13 protein-coding genes are annotated in these 18,413 nt (G+C 58.6%); 8 read left to right on the plus strand and 5 right to left on the minus strand.

Features of this window, described 5'->3' with window-relative positions; translation table 11 throughout:
- Positions 1-77: 77 nt before the first annotated feature.
- A complete protein-coding gene (locus IEX74_RS10960) occupies positions 78-2,810 on the minus strand; it encodes a hypothetical protein (RefSeq protein ID WP_188813976.1) in 2,733 nt (910 codons plus the stop codon).
- A gap of 650 nt (positions 2,811-3,460) precedes the next feature.
- Between IEX74_RS10960 and IEX74_RS10965 the strand changes: the two genes are divergently transcribed.
- The 4 genes from IEX74_RS10965 (at position 3,461) to IEX74_RS10980 (ending at position 9,383) form a co-directional block, all read left to right on the plus strand.
- On the plus strand, positions 3,461-4,576 hold the full coding sequence (locus IEX74_RS10965; protein WP_188813978.1) for a M12 family metallopeptidase: 1,116 nt from the start codon (positions 3,461-3,463) through the stop codon (positions 4,574-4,576).
- An 86-nt stretch (positions 4,577-4,662) separates the two neighbouring features.
- Positions 4,663-6,816 carry a M64 family metallopeptidase gene (locus IEX74_RS10970; protein ID WP_188813980.1) on the plus strand — a complete coding sequence of 718 codons (2,154 nt, stop codon included), beginning with the start codon at positions 4,663-4,665 and terminating at the stop codon, positions 6,814-6,816.
- 15 nt (positions 6,817-6,831) lie between these two features.
- Complete coding sequence (locus IEX74_RS10975) at positions 6,832-7,587, plus strand: hypothetical protein (protein WP_188813982.1); 756 nt, start codon at positions 6,832-6,834, stop codon at positions 7,585-7,587.
- 290 nt (positions 7,588-7,877) lie between these two features.
- The gene (locus tag IEX74_RS10980; protein ID WP_188813984.1) at positions 7,878-9,383 is read left to right on the plus strand and encodes an APC family permease; all 1,506 of its coding nucleotides are present in this window, start codon (positions 7,878-7,880) and stop codon (positions 9,381-9,383) included.
- A 264-nt stretch (positions 9,384-9,647) separates the two neighbouring features.
- Here IEX74_RS10980 and IEX74_RS10985 read toward each other — a convergent pair whose 3' ends face one another.
- Positions 9,648-10,079, minus strand: a complete 432-nt coding sequence (locus IEX74_RS10985) for a hypothetical protein (RefSeq protein WP_188813986.1) — start codon at positions 10,077-10,079, stop codon at positions 9,648-9,650.
- 236 nt (positions 10,080-10,315) lie between these two features.
- Here IEX74_RS10985 and IEX74_RS10990 point away from each other — a divergent pair, with 236 nt between their 5' ends.
- The 4 genes from IEX74_RS10990 (at position 10,316) to IEX74_RS11005 (ending at position 15,134) form a co-directional block, all read left to right on the plus strand.
- Complete coding sequence (locus IEX74_RS10990; RefSeq protein ID WP_188813988.1) at positions 10,316-10,546, plus strand: hypothetical protein; 231 nt, start codon at positions 10,316-10,318, stop codon at positions 10,544-10,546.
- A gap of 335 nt (positions 10,547-10,881) precedes the next feature.
- The gene (locus IEX74_RS10995; protein WP_188813990.1) at positions 10,882-12,558 is read left to right on the plus strand and encodes a glycosyltransferase family 39 protein; all 1,677 of its coding nucleotides are present in this window, start codon (positions 10,882-10,884) and stop codon (positions 12,556-12,558) included.
- A 279-nt stretch (positions 12,559-12,837) separates the two neighbouring features.
- Entirely contained in the window at positions 12,838-14,217 is a 1,380-nt protein-coding gene (locus IEX74_RS11000) for a flippase (protein WP_229755208.1), read from the plus strand.
- A gap of 2 nt (positions 14,218-14,219) precedes the next feature.
- A complete protein-coding gene (locus IEX74_RS11005; RefSeq protein WP_188813991.1) occupies positions 14,220-15,134 on the plus strand; it encodes a glycosyltransferase family 2 protein in 915 nt (304 codons plus the stop codon).
- Positions 15,135-15,217: 83 nt separating this feature from the next.
- Here the strand turns inward: IEX74_RS11005 and IEX74_RS11010 are convergent, their stop codons facing one another.
- The 3 genes from IEX74_RS11010 to IEX74_RS11020 form a co-directional block, all read right to left on the minus strand.
- Entirely contained in the window at positions 15,218-16,225 is a 1,008-nt protein-coding gene (locus IEX74_RS11010; RefSeq protein ID WP_188813993.1) for an alpha/beta fold hydrolase, read from the minus strand.
- 176 nt (positions 16,226-16,401) lie between these two features.
- The gene (locus IEX74_RS11015) at positions 16,402-16,968 is read right to left on the minus strand and encodes a hypothetical protein (protein ID WP_188813996.1); all 567 of its coding nucleotides are present in this window, start codon (positions 16,966-16,968) and stop codon (positions 16,402-16,404) included.
- A gap of 400 nt (positions 16,969-17,368) precedes the next feature.
- On the minus strand, positions 17,369-18,403 hold the full coding sequence (locus IEX74_RS11020; protein WP_188813998.1) for a LacI family DNA-binding transcriptional regulator: 1,035 nt from the start codon (positions 18,401-18,403) through the stop codon (positions 17,369-17,371).
- Between the last annotated feature and the right edge of the window lie 10 nt (positions 18,404-18,413).

Raw genomic sequence — 18,413 nt, forward strand, 5'->3', positions numbered from 1 at the left:
CTGACGAAGGTCACGCCGCTTGATGCGCGGAATCTTCGTCAGGATGACAGGCAGTTTTACTCAGCTACTCGAAGAATTTAATTACTCCTAAATGCCGTGCGGCGCAGCTCGTTGCCGATGGTGCGGTACAGCTGATAGGTGTTGGTGGCGGGGTCATACGTCATGTCGACCCCGGGGGCGCTGCTGGCGAAGGGCTGGCCGCTGAGCAGCCGGCCCTGCCCATCGTAGAGGTAGGCTTTGTGCGGACCAGGCTCGGTGAGCACAAATACGCGCCGCCCGTTGCCGAAGTCAAAATATTGCACCGGCCGGGCGCCGGACGTAACGAAGTTTTGGGTGAGCAGCTGGCGCCCCGTCGGCTCGAACAAACCTAGGTTGCCGCCATCCTCACGGACCACTACGTAGCTGCGCTGCTGCTGATCGGGCACCAGCCGGAAGCGACTGGTGCGGCTCCAGGTCGCTACCCGGTTGCGGCTCACGATGTCGCCGCTGAGGTTGAAGCTCACCCGCTCGCCGTGCTGCGTGACCACCGTCAGGCGACTGCGGCGCAGCGTGGGTCCAGTTTCCACGAAGGCCTCCGAATTAAGCCGCGCCCCCACGCTGATAGGAAAGCCCGGATACACGCTGCCTTGTTGGTCGAACGCATAGATGTAGCCATTTTCCAAGGGCACCACCAGCACGTCGCGCCCGCCCACCACCAGATAGCTAGGTTTGCCGGCCAAGCTGAAATCCAGGCGCTTCGGCTGCCAGTTAGAGAAAATGTTGCCGTTGGTGTCGTACAGAAACAAGTTGCCGCCGCCGCCCGCAACCAGCAGCCGCGTGGGGCCGCTGCCCGCGGGCGAGGGCGTCAGGGAAGTAGCCTGCACGGTGTCGGGCAGGTTGAGCGGGAAGTTGGGGGCTTCGCGGCCGCGCTCATCCAGCAGGTGCAGACGGTCGGGCGTGGCGAACAACAAACCCGTGCCGCCCGCCAGGGGCAAGCGCCGCAACGGCTCCACGAGCGGCCCCGGCAACGAATCGGACCAGGCCACGACGTTGTCGGGGGTGACGTAGTGCAGCACACGGGCTTCATCCTGCACCAGCACGCCGGGCGTGCGCGCGCCGGCCACCGGCACTAGCGCGGGCGTGCTGGTGAGCGGCGTTTTGAAGGTGAGCAGCGCCCCATCGTCGTTCTGCGCCTGCGCGCTGGCCACGGCAGTTCCGACGGCCGGGTGCCGCAAGATGAGCTGCGTAAAATACTGTGCGCCGACCTCGGCTTCGTTGGCGGCGGGCACAAACTGCCAGGCAATCTGCGGGAAGCGCTTCACCAGCGACTCACTGCGCAGCAGCCCCGCCCGGCGCTCTTCCACCAGCGCCCGCAGCAGCACATTCCAGCTGTTGCGCGTGTCCACGATGATGCTCAGGCGCGCCAAGGGCTGCATTTCCTGCAAAAAAGCGACCTGCGTGGGCGAGCGACTCCACACTTCGCCGGCTACTACATCGGTGAGCCACAGGCGCAACGCGGCGGCATCCTCCCCGAAAGCCAGATAGTTGCCGACCTGCACCACGGCCGGCATCTTGAAGCCCGCGAACGAGGAACCCAGCAACTGCGCCGGCAGCTCCGCCACGCCGGTCTGGTAGATCTGGTACGTGCCCACCCGCTCGAACGAAGGACTGGCGCCGACCGCCCGCCGCAACTGCCCCAAAAAGATGGCGGCCCGCGTCGGGTTGGCGCAATACGCCAACGCCAGCTTTGCCGGACTTTGGCGCGGCGACGCTGAAGCCAGGTAGCACAGCGCCGCCTCCTGCTCCAGCGAAGCCGCAATGCTATCGACCAGCGGCGCGGTCCGCAGCGAGATGGAATCGGGTGGCAGCGCCGGCGGCGTGCGGAGCGCGGCTACCGAACCTAGGCCTAGGTGCACCAGCACTGCCGTCCGAATCGACAGCACGTCGGCCATGCGGAGGCGTTGGGCCGGCTGGTCGCGCAGCTTCTGGTGCAGCGAGCCGCGGGCCGTTTCGGGGTTGGCAAACCCATTAAACAGAACCTTGTTGCCGGCGAGCTTCATTTCCAACTGACCGCTGCTGCTCAGACTGGTCAGGGTGGTTATGCCGGAAGCTAAGTCGGGGCGGAAAAACAGACCGAGGAACTGCGGCAGTCGCCGGTAGTTGATCAGCAGCGTGGCATCTACGTCTTTGAGCTGAAGGTAATCGGTACTCTGAAACTCGGCGGCGACGGTGGGAAGGTTGGGATGTTCGAGGCGGAGCACCACGGCTTCTACCAGGGCCGCATTAGCACTCAGCAGCAAGTGGTTGCGGTAGTTATAGAAGGTTATTCCCTCCCCCGTGCTTTTCACCCGGATGTCGGTGAGCGTTTCGTCGTGGTAGTCGCGCGTGGTCACGAGGTAGTCAGGGTCGCGGGCCAGCGCATCGACCAGCGTCCGGACCTGCCGGTATTCGCGCACCGTGCGGATTGGCACCTGAAACAGCACGTCGAAGGTGCCGGGGCTGGTGACGTGCACGGAGGTGAGCACCGTCTTACTGCCCAGAAAGCGCAGAAAGCTATTGCGCGTGTTGGTCAGGCTATCAACCAGCGTCACTTCATCTTCGAGCTGCTGGAAGTAGCGCACACCCATGAGGTTGTCCCAGAGCTGGGTTTCCTTCAGGTGGCGCACCAGCGTGGGGTGGTCGTGGGTGGCTAGCACCAGCACGGCGTCGTCGGGCACCAGCGTCCAGGGGTCGACGGGCGTGCGCGCCACGGTGTGCCGGTAGTACACGTAGGAGCCGAGGGCCGAAACCAACAGCACCCCAACCAGAAACACCAGTAGCTTATTCGACATTCAGGGGTGGGAAGAGCAACAGAACCGCAAAAGTAGCTTAGCTATTCGAATAGGTACGCGGGAAGGTTGCGGGCGGCCAAGCTCGTATAGAGACGCGACACATCGCGTCGCGTCGTTGAACGACTGAAATTGCACCGGGCAAGAACAACCTAGGTAAACAACATCCGCAACGAGGAGGAGACACAAGTATGTGTCTCTACACTGTTTATGGAGCACATAAACTAGGTATCACATTTATATGTGATTGACAGTGAGCAAGTATTGCTGTTCCTTTACAACACGTTACGTATCCGTTCCGCCGCTTCTTCTTTCTGTTCTCAAGGGTATTTTCACACCTGATACCCTTCCATCCTGCCGCGCAGGATCTGATAGCCTTCGGCTTCCCGGCAGCCGGTTTTCCGGCTCCCGGCTACTATCCAACACCTACTTTCTCGCGCTGACCTTCGGCTTTATCGCCTGAATCTGTCAGCCACTCTCCCCTATTGGCTGCGCCTCATGGCGCCAGGCGCCCGCGCCAGCCATTCAGGCCGAATGGCTGGGGTGACTTTCCCTCCGCTACATCCGACCGCAACTTCTCGCAGGCTTCCCAGGCCCACCTGGGCTTGCTGCGCATTTCCCACCCCTTTTACCCATTATAACCTTATAATCTCATGAATAAGAGCGAAAAACAGCTCCGCGACACCTTGGCCAAAATCGCCAAGTTAGCCAGCTCCATTGTTGCGAGCGGCGACACCTCGGAGCAAAGCACTGGCCACGACAGCAGCAACGGCAGCTCCGATAGCGCCACCGCTGACATTCCGGCCGCGGCCAACCTAGGTTGCGGCATCAAGCAAGTACCGGAGCGCCTGCGGGTGAAAGCGGCCGAAACGGCCACGCGCATCAACCCCGTCAATGCGCCTTCGCTGGCCGCACTGGGCGGCGACGCGGCCGCGGCCGTGTCGGACCCGCAGTTTCTGACTTTGCTCACCAGCAAGTACTGGGGGCCTTCGCCGCGCGTGCTCACGGTGAGCTTTATGGAGGCCACTCCTGCCGATCTGCGGGCGCGCATTGTCAGCCACCTGAATGCCTGGAGCAAAACTGGCTGCATTTCCTTCCGCGAAACGACCGGCATCGGCCAGATCCGCATCTCGCGCGGGGCGGGTGGCTACTGGTCATACCTAGGTACGGACGTGCTACTGATTCCGCAGAACAAGCCCACGATGAACCTGCAAGGCTTCACAATGAATACGCCCGAATCAGAGTACAAGCGCGTGGTGCGGCACGAGGCGGGGCACACCCTGGGTTTCCCGCACGAGCACATGCGCCAGGAGCTGATTTCCCGCATCGATCCGCAGAAAGCCTACGCCTACTTCTGGCAGACCCAGGGCTGGAACAAAGCCACCGTGGATGCGCAGGTGCTTACGCCCCTCAAAAACACGGAGATTGTGGGTACGCTCGCCGACCAGACCTCCATCATGTGCTACCAGCTGCCGGGCTCTATTACTAAAGACGGCAAACCGATTCTGGGCGGCATCGACATCAATCTGCTGGATTATGCCTACGTGGCCAGCATCTACCCCAAGCTTCCTTTTCATACGTCGGCACAACACTCTGATGATCATACACATATGCACGATCATTCGACCGAAGATTGGTCGATGGAGGAAGACGTGCCGGACGAAGCTATTACCGCCGCCGCGCAGGCTACGCTTGCGCCCGTCGAATCGTCGGAGGACAGCATGGACGTGTATGCGAGCAGCGCCAACGGCGTCGCCGCGGAGGTGTAGGACGCGGCCTGCCGTACCTAGGCCAACCTAGCTTTTACCGCCTAACCTATTCATCCTTAGTAGTTAATCCTTAATAAACCACCACGATGCCAGACAACAAATCCAAAGTTCTCGACCCCGGCGCCATAGACGTTGCGCTGCACGTTGACCGGCCGGGGCCGATGCCAGCCGCGGCGCCCGTGACGGATAGCGTGACCCAGGTTCTCAGCGCCGGGCCGGTGGGCTCGAAGCTGAACATTGCCGTGCTGGGCGACGGTTTTGCTGCCGCCGATCAGGACGCCTATAACCTGAAAGTGCAGCAGCTTCTGATGGATGGCGTGTTCGGACACGACTACTTCTACGAAGATAATCAGGCGTTTAACATTTTCCGGGTTAATCTGATTTCCAAGGAATCGGGCATGAGCACCCGTAAGTACAACGAGAACGGCACCCCCGACGCCCCCAAGGACGACAGCATCATCAGCACCACGATGAAGGACACGGCCCTGAAGTACATCTTCAGCGGCTCGTGGGCGCACTGCTGGCTGGAGGGCTCCGCTACCACGTCGGCGCTGGTGCAGGCGGCGCTCAATAAGTGGGTACCCGACTATGACCTGGTAGTTGTGCTCCTGAACGACCCTAGGTTTGGTGGCTGCGGCGGTGGCGGCTTCCAGATTGTTTCCTTGGGCATCGGCTGGGAAGTGCTGGCCCACGAGTTTGGTCACGGCACGGGCGGCATGGCCGACGAATATTGCACCACCAACGTGTACTCGGGCGGCGAGCCGGGCGCCGTGAACGTGACCGTTAACACGAACCGCAACACGCTTAAGTGGCGCAACTTCATCAACCCGAGCACGCCCATTCCGACCGGCACGGGCAACTGTGCCGGCTACACGGCTGGCGCGAAACCTGCCAGCTGGAGCGACTCGCAGGACGTGGGCCTGTTTGAGGGCGGCGGCACCAACAACCGGGGCATGTACCGCCCGGTGATTAACTGCCGGATGCGCGGCAACTCGCCCGAGTTCTGCCCGATTTGCTATACCACGCTCAAAAATAAGATGCACCCCTACACCGGGCGCACCTTCCTGAAGTGCTACGCCGGCGACTTCAACGGCGACGGCCGGAGCGACCTGCTCATGCACAACGGCAACTCCATCATAATCTGCCGCTCCAACGGTGCTCAGCTTGATGTGGTGTTCAGCGCCGTGGAGCGGGTGCCGGGCTCGTGGCAGTTCAAACCCAATGACCGCTTTTACATCGGCGACTTCAACGGCGACGGCAAAGACGAAGTAGCCGTGTTCAACGGCTCCGATTGGAGCATGGAGTACCTAGGTCTGCTGGCTGATGATGGCAAAAACGGCCTCAAGCTGATTGCCCGCTACGACAACACCATGCCGAACTGGGACTTCAAAAAAGATGACCAGTTCTTCGTAGCCGATTTCAACGGCGACGGCAAGAAAGACCTGATCGTGTTCAATGGCACCAACTGGAGCATGCCGTACCTAGGTATGCTGCAATGCTCGGGCACCGGCTTCAGCCTCGTGCGCCGCTACGACGGCAACTTTGCCGGCTGGCAAATGACGGCCGGCGACAAATTCTACGTGGGCGATTTCGACGGCGACGGCAAACAGGATTTGTACGTGTTCAACGGCGACAACTGGTCGATTCCGTACCTGGCCATGCACCGCAGCACCGGCAACGCCTTCACGATGGTGAAGCGCTACGACGCCAACCTGGCCGGCTGGAACATGACCAAAGGCGACAAGTTTTACCCCGGCGACTTCAACGGCGACGGCAAAACGGATCTGTACGTGTTCAACGGCGAAAACTGGAGCATGGCGTACCTGGCCATGATGGCTTCCAATGGCGCGGCCGTTTCGATGACGCGGCGCTACGACGGCAACGCGCCGGGCTGGCAGATGCGCAAAAACGATCAGCACTACGTAGCCGAAATCAGCGGCGACAAGAAAGCAGACCTGTTCGTGTACAACGCTACCGATTGGGGCAAGGAGTACCTCGGCACCATGGTTTCGGACGGCGCCAACCTGGCCTGCGCCTGGAAGGAGGACTGGGTGGGCGAGTGGAACCTAGGTTCCGTGGACCGCTTCATCCCGTGCAACTTCGAGGGAGCGGCCGGCAAGCGCGACCTGTTTGTGCATAACCAGAACTGGTTTGGCATGATCAAGGCCACGCCCACGCTGACGTTGCAAAAGCTTTATTACAAGTATATTCACAACTACCGCTACGGCCGGAACTGGTAAGCAAGGAGGTGTACGATGAACAGAAAATCAATCCGCGGTATTTACGCTAAACCCATGGACGCCGCCGCCCGTCCGATTATCGAAAACGCCAAGCTGCCCACCATGGCTGATGCCATGGCCCCCATGCAGCAAGCACCAGCCCGCGACGCCAACTCCCGCCTGATGGATGATGCGCAGCCGCCTACAGTCGATACCTCCAAGCCCTCGATGGGCGCGTTTACTGTGGACCAGGCCGGCCCGATTCGCGTGGTGCCGCGCGTGCTTCCCGACCAAGAACCCAGGCTGACGCGCGCCACACTTGATACCTCGTATGTGGTGCTGCGCATGCGCGTGCAAGATGGTAAGATGGCCGTAATTGGCTCCAAACGTGTAGATGGTCCGCTGCTAGCCGAAGAGGAAATCGTGCAGGATGGCCTGACCTACGAAGCCCTGATCGACGACAAGCGGCTAAGTATCGGCTCGGTACCGGATTATGGCGAGCAGCGCAGCTACCCGCGCCCCGGCACTACCGAACACTACGTCACGGTGCTACCTAGCTTCGACTTCAACCTGCGCGTACCCAGCGAACGGATCAGCTTGCAGGATTTACCGAAGCTGAAGATTTCGCTGTATCGGTTCAAAGTGCCGGTGCCCGATCTGAAGCTAGGTCCGCAGCCCCTGCGCGCCCAACTCGACCAAGAGGTGCGCGTGGTGGCGGAGCTGAACGGCATTCAGGTCGCGAAGCTCCCCAGCGACGTGCAGGAAGTAGTGCGCCGGGCCTTCACTCGGTGAAGTAGCCCGCACGCTGTAGTTCGCGTATCGTTGAACAGTGTAGCGCGAAGCTCCCGCTTCGCGCCTCGTTGAACGATAACCGTTGTTACTAACCTAGGTGCAAGTCGTTCAACGATACGCGAAGCGGGAGCTTCGCGCTACACTGTTCAACGAGGCACTAAGCGCAGGCTTCGCACTACATTTTCCAAGCTCCACCAGGCCGCGCGGCTTGGTGGAGCTTTGCTTTTGTTGTGGTTGCCGCCGGCGTTGTAGTATCTTCCGCGCTGATAAAACCACTACTATCCTCACGTATGCCCGAAGAACAAGGCCACTTTCAGCGTGCCATTACCCTTTTTGATGCCGTTATGCTCGTCACGGGCGGCATGATTGGTTCCGGTATTTTCATTGTGTCGTCGGGCATTTCCCGGCAGGTTGGGTCGGCGGGCTGGCTGCTGGTGGTGTGGCTGCTCACCGGCTTTATCACGCTGGCGGCGGCCGTCAGCTACGGCGAGCTGGCCGCCATGTTCCCGAAAGTGGGCGGCCAGTACGTGTATCTGCGCGAAGCCTACAATAAACTCGTGGCCTTTCTCTACGGCTGGACGCTCTTTCTCGTCATCCAGACCGGCGTTATTGCCGCTGTGGCGGTGGCGTTTGCGCGCTTCACCGGCGTGCTGCTGCCGTGGTTCAGCGAAAAGAACGTGCTGCTGGAGCTAGGTCCGCTGGCCCTGCCGTTCCGCGACACACCCTATACGTTTCAATTTACCACCGTGCAGCTGCTGGCTATTGCCTTGATTGTGAGCCTGACGGCCATCAACACGCGCGGCGTACGCACGGGTAAGCTCATCCAGAACATCTTCGGCTCGACGAAGCTCATTGCGCTATTCGGCCTGATCGTGCTCGGTTTTGCCATTGGCATTAACAAGGAAGCTGTTTCAGCCAACTTCCACAACGTGTGGTTTGCCGCCCGCCACGTTGCCGACCAGCCGGCCGTGCCGCTCTCGGGCTCGGCGCTCATCATTGCTATCGGCATGGCAATGGTCGGCTCCCTGTTCAGCTCCGACTCCTGGAATAACATCGGCTTTTCGGGTGATGAGGTGGTAAATCCGCAGCGCACCATCGTGCTGAGCATGGCTATCGGTACGGCCATCGTGACGGCCTTGTACCTGCTCATCAACCTGATGTACCTGATGGTGCTGCCTCTGCACGGCGATCCGCAGGCCACCACCCTGGCGGGTCGCGGCCTCATGTACGCCACCAACGACCTGGTAGCCACGGCAGTAGCCGAAAGCTTCCTAGGTCCGATGGGTGCCTACGTGCTGGCGGTGCTCATCATGGTCAGCACCTTCAGCTGCGACAATGGCACCATTTTGTCGGGCGCGCGGGCGTACTATGCCATGGCCAAAGACGGCGTTTTCTTCCCGGCCATGGCGCGGCTCAACAAAGCCGGCGTGCCCGGGGTGGCGCTTTGGGTGCAATGCGCGTGGGGTTGCCTGCTCTGCCTGTCCGGCTCCTACGGTCAGCTGCTCGATTACGTAATGTTCTCAGTGGTGCTGTTTTACGTCATCACCATCATCGGCATTTTCGTACTGCGCCGCACCCGGCCCAATGCGCCTCGCCCCTACCGCGCGGCGGGCTACCCCATCATTCCGCTACTCTATATTGTGCTGGCTTCCAGCTTCTGCCTCATCCTGCTCACCCAACCCGAAACCGCCGACTTCTCCCGCCGCGGCCTGATTCTGGTGGCCCTGGGTATTCCCGTTTATTTCCTGTTCGGCAAGCGCTTCGCCAGCAATAGTGGCGAGCCTCCGACGGAGTAGGCGAACCTAGCCCCGGTGCTGGCGCGAGTTTAGCGTAGCGTAACTTGTGCCTAGCTTTGAGTGGAGGTACAACCTCCACTGCCGCGGCAGCGGCAAGCACGTGTTGGAGTCGTTCTATTGCGAGGCTGCGCCTCACCCGAAAGCTAGGCACAAGTTACGCTGCGCTAAACTCGCGCCAGCACCAGACCAGCACCTACTTATAAATCAGAGCGGCCGCCCATGAAAATGGGCGGCCGCTCTGATTTATGACAAACCTAGGTTTCCTTACGGCTGCTGCGTCGGCCGGTCGGTATTCACGTTGATGGGGTTTTCGCGCGGGCCGTTGGCTTCCTTCTCGCCGAACTCCTGCGCGTGGCTGCGCACCGAGTGGTCTAGCTCGTAACTGCCTTCGGCTTCGAAGCCAGGACCCTGGGCCTGCTCGCCGGCGTTATCGTGGTCGTTGCCGCCCTGCGGTGACGTTTCGCTGCCACCGATGTGCAGGTTTTCGAGTTGGTCTTTCTGGTTGCTGCGCTGATCATAGCCGTTAGCACCTACGTTGCGGTAAGCTGAAGGATCGTTGCTTTCCTTGCCATTACTTTCCTGCTCCTTCACCTTCTTGTGTTGCTCCAGGTTCTCGTTCTTGGCAATGCCTTCTTTGATGTTGGCGTTTTCGTTCTGGTTGTCGTCGTTGTTGTCGAAAAGACTATCGAGTATCATCAGTTGAGAAGTTTAAAAGGTGGATGGTAACGTGTACGTCTATTAGCACTTACGCGGTATGGGAAGGATGGTTTTCGTTTGCTGCTCCTGACCTGTGTGGCAGCCGGCCCGGCAAAAAACCCGTACATAGCAAACACCGCCACCCAGACCCGGCTACCCCCTGATGCTAACCTAGCCGCTGGCGCAGGCTCTGCTATCCAACTCACCGACTTATCTTTGCGCTTTACTAGCCTCGCATGGACTTCTCCAAACTCTACCGCCCCAGCGCCCTTAATAGCTACCAGTTCATCGCCGTCACGGGGCTGATTATGAGCGCGGCAGCTCATTTGATTCTGCATTTCTTCGTGCACCATTCCGTGCCCGGTTTCAACTGGCTTTACGTGTGCTGGACGGGCCTGTACATCATTGGCTCCCTGCTGAATCTGTTCGGCAAGCCCAGCGAAGGCCACCATCACCACCATCATTAAGCGTAAACCTAGCTTGCAACCTAGTTTTTTTCGGCAAGCCGGCTGCCCGTGGCATACCTAGCCTGGGCGCTTGGCTTGCCGTTGTTGCTTTAGACTGTTGTCGTTGAAAAACCCGTTTTGCAGAACGTGAACATTCTAAGTTAATATTACATTTTATTTACAATTATATTTTATTAAGAATCAACTATTTACCCTGATATTCTGTGCCTTGGGCAATCCTTAGGGCTCCACCTTCCGTACAGGGAGCGGCACTGCCGAAAAAACGCGCAGTATCTGAAGCCGGCGCCTACCGACCTCCCACCTAGTCGCGGCAGTGTGAAGCACTACTCTTTTCTATGGAGCATTTTGACAATGGCGTGGTGCCAGCCGGCCGCACCGTGTGGTGGTGGCTGGCATTAGGTGCTGTTTTGGTGGGAGTTACGCTACGTGTCTGGCAGTGGTGGCTGGGCACATCCTTCTTTATCGACGAGCTGGCCGTCATCCATAATCTGGTTAGCCGGCCGGTTGGCGCTTTGGTAAGCACGCCGCTGGACGAGGCGCAGGTGGCGCCGCCCCTCTTTCTGGTAGTCGAGCAAGCCTGCTTGAAGGTGTTTGGCTCTTCGGAGCTATCGTTGCGGCTGCCGCCGCTGCTGGCTTCGCTGGCGGCGCTGCTGCTGCTGTGGGCGGTGGCCCGGCACGTACTCGATGCGCGCATGGTGCCGCTGGCGCTGCTCACGTTTGCCGTTGGCTTCACGTTCGTGCACTACAGCAACCAGGTGAAACAATACGCCAGCGACACCACCGTGAGTCTGCTGGTGCTGTGGCTGGCCCTGCGCCTGCGCGATGTGCGGGCACCTTCGGCGCGCTTCTGGGTAGCGGCAGCGCTGGCGGGTTTGGTCCTGCCCTTCTACTCCCAGGCCTCCCTGATGTTCTTCGCCGGGTGCGGCGCGGCGCTGCTCCTGCTGGCCTTCCTCGACCTAGGTCGGCCGCGGCTGCGTGCTACGTTGGCCGTAGTAGGTGCCTGGGCCGTGGGTAGCTTGCTGAGTCTAGTGTTGGCCAAGCAGACCCTTTTGTCAACTGATCAGGCGTTTATGCACTATTTCTGGCGCGAAGGCATGCTGCCGCTCACCGGCCGTCTGCCGGTTGTTTTCGCCGGGGAGCTGGCCGAGCGCTGGGCCAATGGCCTCGGTTGGCCGCACCCTACCAGCATTTGGGTGGCCTTGACCTTTGTGGGAGTGGCGCTGCTGTGGTGGCAGCAATGGCGTGTGGCTTTGCTGCTTACGGTGCCATGGGTGCTGAGCGCGGCGGCGGCGGTGCTCCAGCAGTTTCCGCTGCGGCAACGCCTGATGGATTTTCTGGTTCCCACGCTTATTCTGTTTGTCTTCGTGGCCTTCCAGACTATGGTTCGCTGGGCTTGGTGCCGAAGCCGAGGGCTAGGTATTGCCGCCTTGCTTGCGTGCGCCGCGCCGGTTTTCTACAGCACGACGCGCCACAACCTGCCGCCCTTCTGCGTGGAAGACGCCAAGACCCTGTACGCGCAGCTCGCGCGGGTACGGCAGCCGAATGAGGCCATTTACGCTTATTATGGCAATGGTCAGTACTTGCGCTGGTATGGGCCGCAGTACGGCTTTAGTCCTGCCAGCTACTACCTAGGTCATTGCTACCGCCACGAGCCGGGCGCCGAACGCCAGTATCTGAAGGAAGTAGACGCCTTCCGCGGCCGCCAAATGTGGCTGATTATGATGCACTTCGACCCCTATGAAGAAAAAGACCTGACCGCTTACCTGAGCACCATCGGGCGACCTGGCCGGCGCATTACTGTGCTGAGCCGCATGCCTGACGAGTCGATAGGCTACAAAGTAGCTTACGCCCAGCTTTACGACCTGACCGATGCCCGGCGGTCCGCCCGCACATCGGCGGCCACCTTCCCGCTGGTGCCCACGCCCGATCGGCCCGCCGACGAAATCTGTTGGAGCTGCTACGGCCCGCAAGTCATTGACAACAGCCAGCAGCTCGCACTAACGTGCCAGTAGCCGCCGCAACGCGCCAGGTTACGTTTTTCACATTTAATCTTCACTTAAACCGCTCGCGAATACTATCTGTCTGACCTAGGTTCTTCCGAACAACATCGCTATCTGGTTGGGTTTAAAAACAACTGGCAAGCTAAACTGCAACCTGCGTAAGCTAATTGTAGTAAGGATGTTACGTGATGTAACAAAAGCTCAACTATTGAACTTTTCAAAGCACATCGCTTGCTGTCCTTTCTACTACTACCGGGCTGATTTTATTCGAGAGCTTTCCGCACCTTCTCTGTGATACCAAATACGACTGTAGTAGAAGAAACAGGGGAAGTTCCTGCTGCTGCTCCCACTCCTGCCCCGCCGCGCATGAAGCGCTTCGCAATTAACGTGGCCTCGCTCTTCAGCGTGCAGATTGCCAACTTCCTGCTGCCGCTCCTGACGGTGCCCTACGTGGTGCGCATCATTGGGCCCGCCAACCTAGGTCTGCTGAATTTTTCGCAAGCCTACGTCACGTATTTCAGCTTGCTGATCAACTACGGCTTCGACATGGCCGCCGTGCGCTCCATCGCCGCCAACCGCGACGATAAGGAAGCGACCAACAAGATTTTCAGTCAGGTGATGGCCGGCAAAACGTTACTCTGGTTGCTCTCCACCCTGATTTTCGCGGCCGTCACGTTCTCCCAGCCCGAGTTCCGGCAGCACTGGTTTCTGCACGTCTGCACGTATCTGGTTTGCATCGGCACGGTGCTTTCGCCGTTTTGGCTTTACCAGGCCATGGAAGACCTAGGTCGGGTGGCCATCTTCAACTTGGCCGTAAAGCTGATTTTCTCCCTATCGGTGCTGCTGCTGATTCGGCACGCCGAGGACTACTTCTACCAGAACCTGGCCATCAGCGTATCGCAGATTGCGGTGAGCGTCACGGCGTTGTACGTGGCTATGAGGCGCTTCGGCATCCGGTTCAGCTGGCCCACTCGCCCCGAGCTTTTCAACCGCTTCAAGGAGGACCGCACGATTTTCTTCTCGTCGGTGATGATTACGATCTACGCTAGCTCCAACGTGTTCTTCCTGGGTTTGCTCGCGCCGGCTTACAACGTCGGCATCTACTCGGCCGGCACGCGCCTAGAAGGCATGGCCGAAACCTTTGTGGGTCTGGCGCTAAATCAGGCCTTCTTCCCCATCGTCGCCAACGCCTTCGGGCAAGGGCGCGAGCAAGGTCTGCGTATGGTGCGCAACACTTTTTTCCCGCTGTTCATCCTCATGTCGTGCGTGAGTCTGGGCTTGTGGGTGGTGGCGCCGCTGTTCATCAAGCTTCTGTACGGAGCCAAGTTTATCGGCTCCATCACGGTGCTGCGCACTGTCTGCGTGCTGCCGCTCATCATTGGCATGAGCAACCTGCTGGGCATGCACACCATGCTCAACCTGCGCATGGACAAAGCCTTCTTCATGGTTACGGCCATCGGGTCGGTGCTGGGCGTGGGACTTAATATGCTGTTGATCCACAAGTTTGCGCACCTAGGTGCCGCTTACGCGCTGGTAATTACCGAGTTGTACATTACCCTGGCCATGTATGGCTACCTGCGCTACAAAGGCATCGAAGTGGTCAAACTCTCCCACCTGCGCGAAGCCTTCTTCTTCACCAAAGCACGTCTTCAAACAATACTTCACCGATAAACATGGAAACTGTAGCGGCCGTAGTGGTCACGTATAATCGCCTGAATGACCTGAAAAAGTGCCTCGATACGCTGCGCCAGCAAACCCGCAAGCTTGATGCGTTCATCGTCATCAACAACGGCAGCACCGACGGCACCACGGAGTGGCTGGCTACCCAGCCCGATTTGCAGGTGACGAACCAAGCGAACCTAGGCGGCGCGGGCGGCTTTGCCACCGGTATCGACACGGCTCACAAGGCTGGCTTCACCTGGCTCTGGTGCATGGACGACGATTGCCTGGCGGCCCCCGACGCCCTGGAGAAGCTGCTGGCTTCGCCGAACCTAGGTCCGTGCATCAAGAACTCGATGTCGGTGAGCGTGAAGGACCACGACGAACTAGCCTTCTTTGTGAGCCGACCAAACAAGGAATACCGCAAAGTAGCGGACATGGCGCCGGTCGACTTGGTGTACGGCGTAGCCTCGTTCTTCAACGGCACGCTCATCCACTCGGAGGTGGTGAAAGCCATCGGCATTCCGGATAAGAATCTATTTATCTGGGGCGATGAGGTGGAGTACATGACACGCGCTCAAAAGCTAGGTTTCCCCGTTGTGACGGTGCCCAGCAGCGTGTTCTACCACCCGCCGTCCTTCGACCGCGACGGTATTCCGTGGCCGGCCGCCTGGAAGCAGTACTACGCCGTGCGCAACCAGCGGCGCGTTCTGCAAAACCAGCACGGCAAGACCATTGGGCGCGTGCTGTTTGCCACCTGGGCCGCGAAAGCCACGATGCAGCAGGCGCTGGCTAAGCGCGCAAATCGCCTCTACAACTTCCTGCTTTACGGTGAGGCCGCGCTTGACAGCCTCACCAACAACTTCCGGAAGCGCCCCGATACCATCCTGACGCTCAAGCTTTACAAGTGGCGTCATAAGACAGTTTAAAACGACTAAACAAGAAAGCGTGAGCCGGTCGGATGCCTTGGACATCCCACCGGCTCACGCTTTCTTGTACCCTAGGTACTTGGTTAACGCAAGAAGGATAGCAACGCCTCGTAGAACTGCGCCGGAGCTTCCAGGTGCGGAATATGGCCTACCTTTTCGATCGGCACCAGCTTAGCGCCTTTTATCTGAGCGGCGGTGCGCCGACCTAGCTCCGGGTACTGCCCCATCGTGGCCAGCACTTTCGGGTCTTTGATCAGCCCCTTTCCGACTACTGTGCGGTCGGCCTGCCCAATGATCAGCAGCGTAGGCGCCGTTACGCGACCAAACTCGTAGCACACAGGCTGCTGATAGATCATCTCAAAGGTCAGGGCGTTGGCCAGGGCTACTTTCGGGAAGTCGGCGTGGCGGGTCTGGGCCGCCAGGGGCCGCACCCACTCGTCGTGAGCCGCCGGGTAGCCGTTGGGGTAATAGCTGCCGTGGTACTTGCGGATGCTCTCCTCAGTGCTTTTCAGCTCCGTAGCTTCCGCCTGATCGACGGATTGAAAAGGGACGCCCAGGCGGTAATCCTCCAAGCCAATGGGGTTTTCCAGCACGAGCTTTTCGACCGTCTCCGGGTACATCAGTGTGAAACGCGTGGCTACCATGCCGCCCATGCTGTGCCCAACGACCACCGTTTTCTGGATACCTAGGGTATCAAGCAAGTGCCTGGTGTTGCGCGCCAGCTGATGAAAGGAGTAATAAATAGCCAGCTTATCCGACTTGCCAAAACCAATCTGATCGGGCACTATCACCCGGAAGCCGGCTTTAGTCAGCGCCTGAATCGTGCCGCGCCAGTAGGCTCCGAAGAAGTTTTTGCCATGCAGCAACATCACCGTGCGGCCATTGGCTTTGCCGCTGGCCGGCACATCCATGTAGGCCATACGCATGGTTTGGTGCTCCTGCTTCAGCGGCAAATACTTCACCGGGTACGGGTACTCGTAGCCGTCGAGCGTGGCGTTGAGCGAAGCGGGAGTTTGCGAAGCTTGACCAAAACTGGTCAAAACCTGACCTAGCATCAGGCCTAGGAATAAAAGAAAGCGAAAACGATTCATGTGGGTAACAACTATTAGTTACCCGCTGATACGCGTTGCGCCGCCGAAAGTAGACAGTTAGAGTGTAGCGCGAAGCTCCCGCTTCGCGTATCGTTGAACGATAACACCTCGGTTGTTGCAAGTGCAAGTCGTTCAACGATACGCGAAGCGGGAGCTTCGCGCTACATCCTGACTGTCTACTTTTCCTGCTTCCGCATGGCGAGGCGCAGCTCTATCGCGCGCGTATCCTCATCCGACCACACCACCGACTTCACGTCGTCGAGCCGGAATACCGATGTGCCATCCGCCTCACCATATTCGTTGAAGCAGTCGGCAATAAACTCATCTTCCGTAATTCGAGAAACGGCACCGTAATAATTCATTCCCGAATACGTATGAAAATACAACACATGCCGCAGCTGCATTGACTTTTGCAGCAATTCTGGAACTGTTAAATAAACCTCACCAACGAAATCAGGGCTTTTCACGCGGCCGTATATCTGATCGAGGTTATTTTCTTTTAATTCCACGTTTCGGATATATCGATCATTATAATCTACCTGAAATATTTCTAATGTGCGAACAGCTCGCAACCCGTGCACTAAACCATTGGGGTTCACCATCTTCAGCAACACTGTTTCGTCGTTATGCTGTACTACATACCCTAGGGCAAATCGGCTAGGTTCGCTCTGGTTGGTGCGTAGCGTAACAATTCGTTTCCCTAAACGAGCATTTTCTAATAATTCAGCAATCAAGTTTCCCATTAAACAGTAACCTAAGTAATTATTTATGTTCCTCTTTTATTTTAAATACTCCTACTCAGCTAATAACTACTACCAAATCGTTATTTCGACCAGCGGGAGAAATCTCGCGTGTAAGGCTAACTCCAATCGTCAGGACGTTACCAGCACAACCTCAGCACGCGAGATTCCTCGCGTTACCTCGGAATGACGTTCTGGTAAAGCACGCGAGATTTCTCCCGCTGGTCGAAACGACAGGCTGTGAAGCACGTAAGGCTGCGGTAAAAACCGCGAAAGACTTCATACAAAAGCCCATTCGCCTATGCAATTGTACTGCCAGTCTCGTACGGACTCAGGCAATACAACAACATAGGCGAATGGGCTTTTGCCAGCTCCGATACGAGCTGACTTAGGCAGAAGCCAGCTACTTTTTCTTCACTTCCAGTTGCAACGACGAATCGCGGATCAGGAGCTTGGGTTTCAGCACGATGCGCTGGGCCGGAAAGTTCTCCGTGCGCTTGCGCATTTGCAGAAACAGCTGCACCGCCGACTCGCCCATCTGCTCGCCGCGCTGGTCGACTGAAGTCAGGCGGGGTTGGGTCAGGGCGGTGAAGGGCTCGTTGCTGAAGCCAGCCACCGCCATGTCTTCGGGCACCCGGATGTTGTGCTCGTGCAGCACCATCATGGCGCCGGCCGCCGGAAAGTCGTAGGAGGAGAAAATGGCATCGGGGCGCTCCGGGAGCTTCAGCAGCTCCTTCATACCGGCCTCGCCGGAAGCGTGGCTGGAGTTGGGCAGCCAGTACACCAGCTGCTCATCCACCGACAGGCCGTGAGCGCGCAACGCATCCATGTAACCTAGGTGACGATTGCGGGTGGTGTTCATGTGCTGCGGTCCGGCGAAGTGCGCAATGCGTGTGCAACCCTGCTCAACCAGGTGCTTCACGGCCTGGTACGCACCCTGGTAATCGTCCAAAATCACGGCATTGACGTTGGCCAAGTCCGGCATCCGGTCGAAGAACACCAGCGGAATACCTTGCTGCTGTACTTTCTCGAAGTGTTGAAACTCGTGCGTCGTGCGCGACATCGACACCAGAATACCTTCAACCTGCGCGTTCAGCAGGGCTTCGATGTTCTTCTTTTCGCGGCGCACATCCTCGTTCGATTGGCACATCATCACGTTGAAGCCGGCCTTGCTGGCTACGGCTTCAATGCCATCCATCACCGACGGAAAAAAATAACCATTGATGTGCGGCACGATGAGGCCGAGCATGTTGCTGCGGCCTTTGCGCAGGGCCGCGGCCAAATGGTTGGGCTGGTAGTTCAGCTCTTTGGCTAGCTCCCAAACACGGGCTTTGGTGGCCTCACTGATGTCATCATGACCGTTTAGCGCCCGCGAAATAGTTGATACCGAAAGGCCTAACTGTTTTGCTATATCTGTTATGGAAGCTTTTTTTGCCACAAGCGTGTCG

This window comes from Hymenobacter cavernae (assembly GCF_014641455.1).
In the GTDB taxonomy this organism is placed as follows: Bacteria; Bacteroidota; Bacteroidia; order Cytophagales; family Hymenobacteraceae; genus Hymenobacter; species Hymenobacter cavernae.

Bases quoted from the DNA above. Each gene is read 5' to 3' on its own strand.
- IEX74_RS10960 (WP_188813976.1), bottom strand. From the start codon at position 2,810: ATGTCGAATAAGCTACTGGTGTTTCTGGTTGGGGTGCTGTTGGTTTCG.
- IEX74_RS10965 (WP_188813978.1), top strand. From the start codon at position 3,461: ATGAATAAGAGCGAAAAACAGCTCCGCGACACCTTGGCCAAAATCGCC.
- IEX74_RS10970 (WP_188813980.1), top strand. From the start codon at position 4,663: ATGCCAGACAACAAATCCAAAGTTCTCGACCCCGGCGCCATAGACGTT.
- IEX74_RS10975 (WP_188813982.1), top strand. From the start codon at position 6,832: ATGAACAGAAAATCAATCCGCGGTATTTACGCTAAACCCATGGACGCC.
- IEX74_RS10980 (WP_188813984.1), top strand. From the start codon at position 7,878: ATGCCCGAAGAACAAGGCCACTTTCAGCGTGCCATTACCCTTTTTGAT.
- IEX74_RS10985 (WP_188813986.1), bottom strand. From the start codon at position 10,079: ATGATACTCGATAGTCTTTTCGACAACAACGACGACAACCAGAACGAA.
- IEX74_RS10990 (WP_188813988.1), top strand. From the start codon at position 10,316: ATGGACTTCTCCAAACTCTACCGCCCCAGCGCCCTTAATAGCTACCAG.
- IEX74_RS10995 (WP_188813990.1), top strand. From the start codon at position 10,882: ATGGAGCATTTTGACAATGGCGTGGTGCCAGCCGGCCGCACCGTGTGG.
- IEX74_RS11005 (WP_188813991.1), top strand. From the start codon at position 14,220: ATGGAAACTGTAGCGGCCGTAGTGGTCACGTATAATCGCCTGAATGAC.
- IEX74_RS11010 (WP_188813993.1), bottom strand. From the start codon at position 16,225: ATGAATCGTTTTCGCTTTCTTTTATTCCTAGGCCTGATGCTAGGTCAG.
- IEX74_RS11015 (WP_188813996.1), bottom strand. From the start codon at position 16,968: ATGGGAAACTTGATTGCTGAATTATTAGAAAATGCTCGTTTAGGGAAA.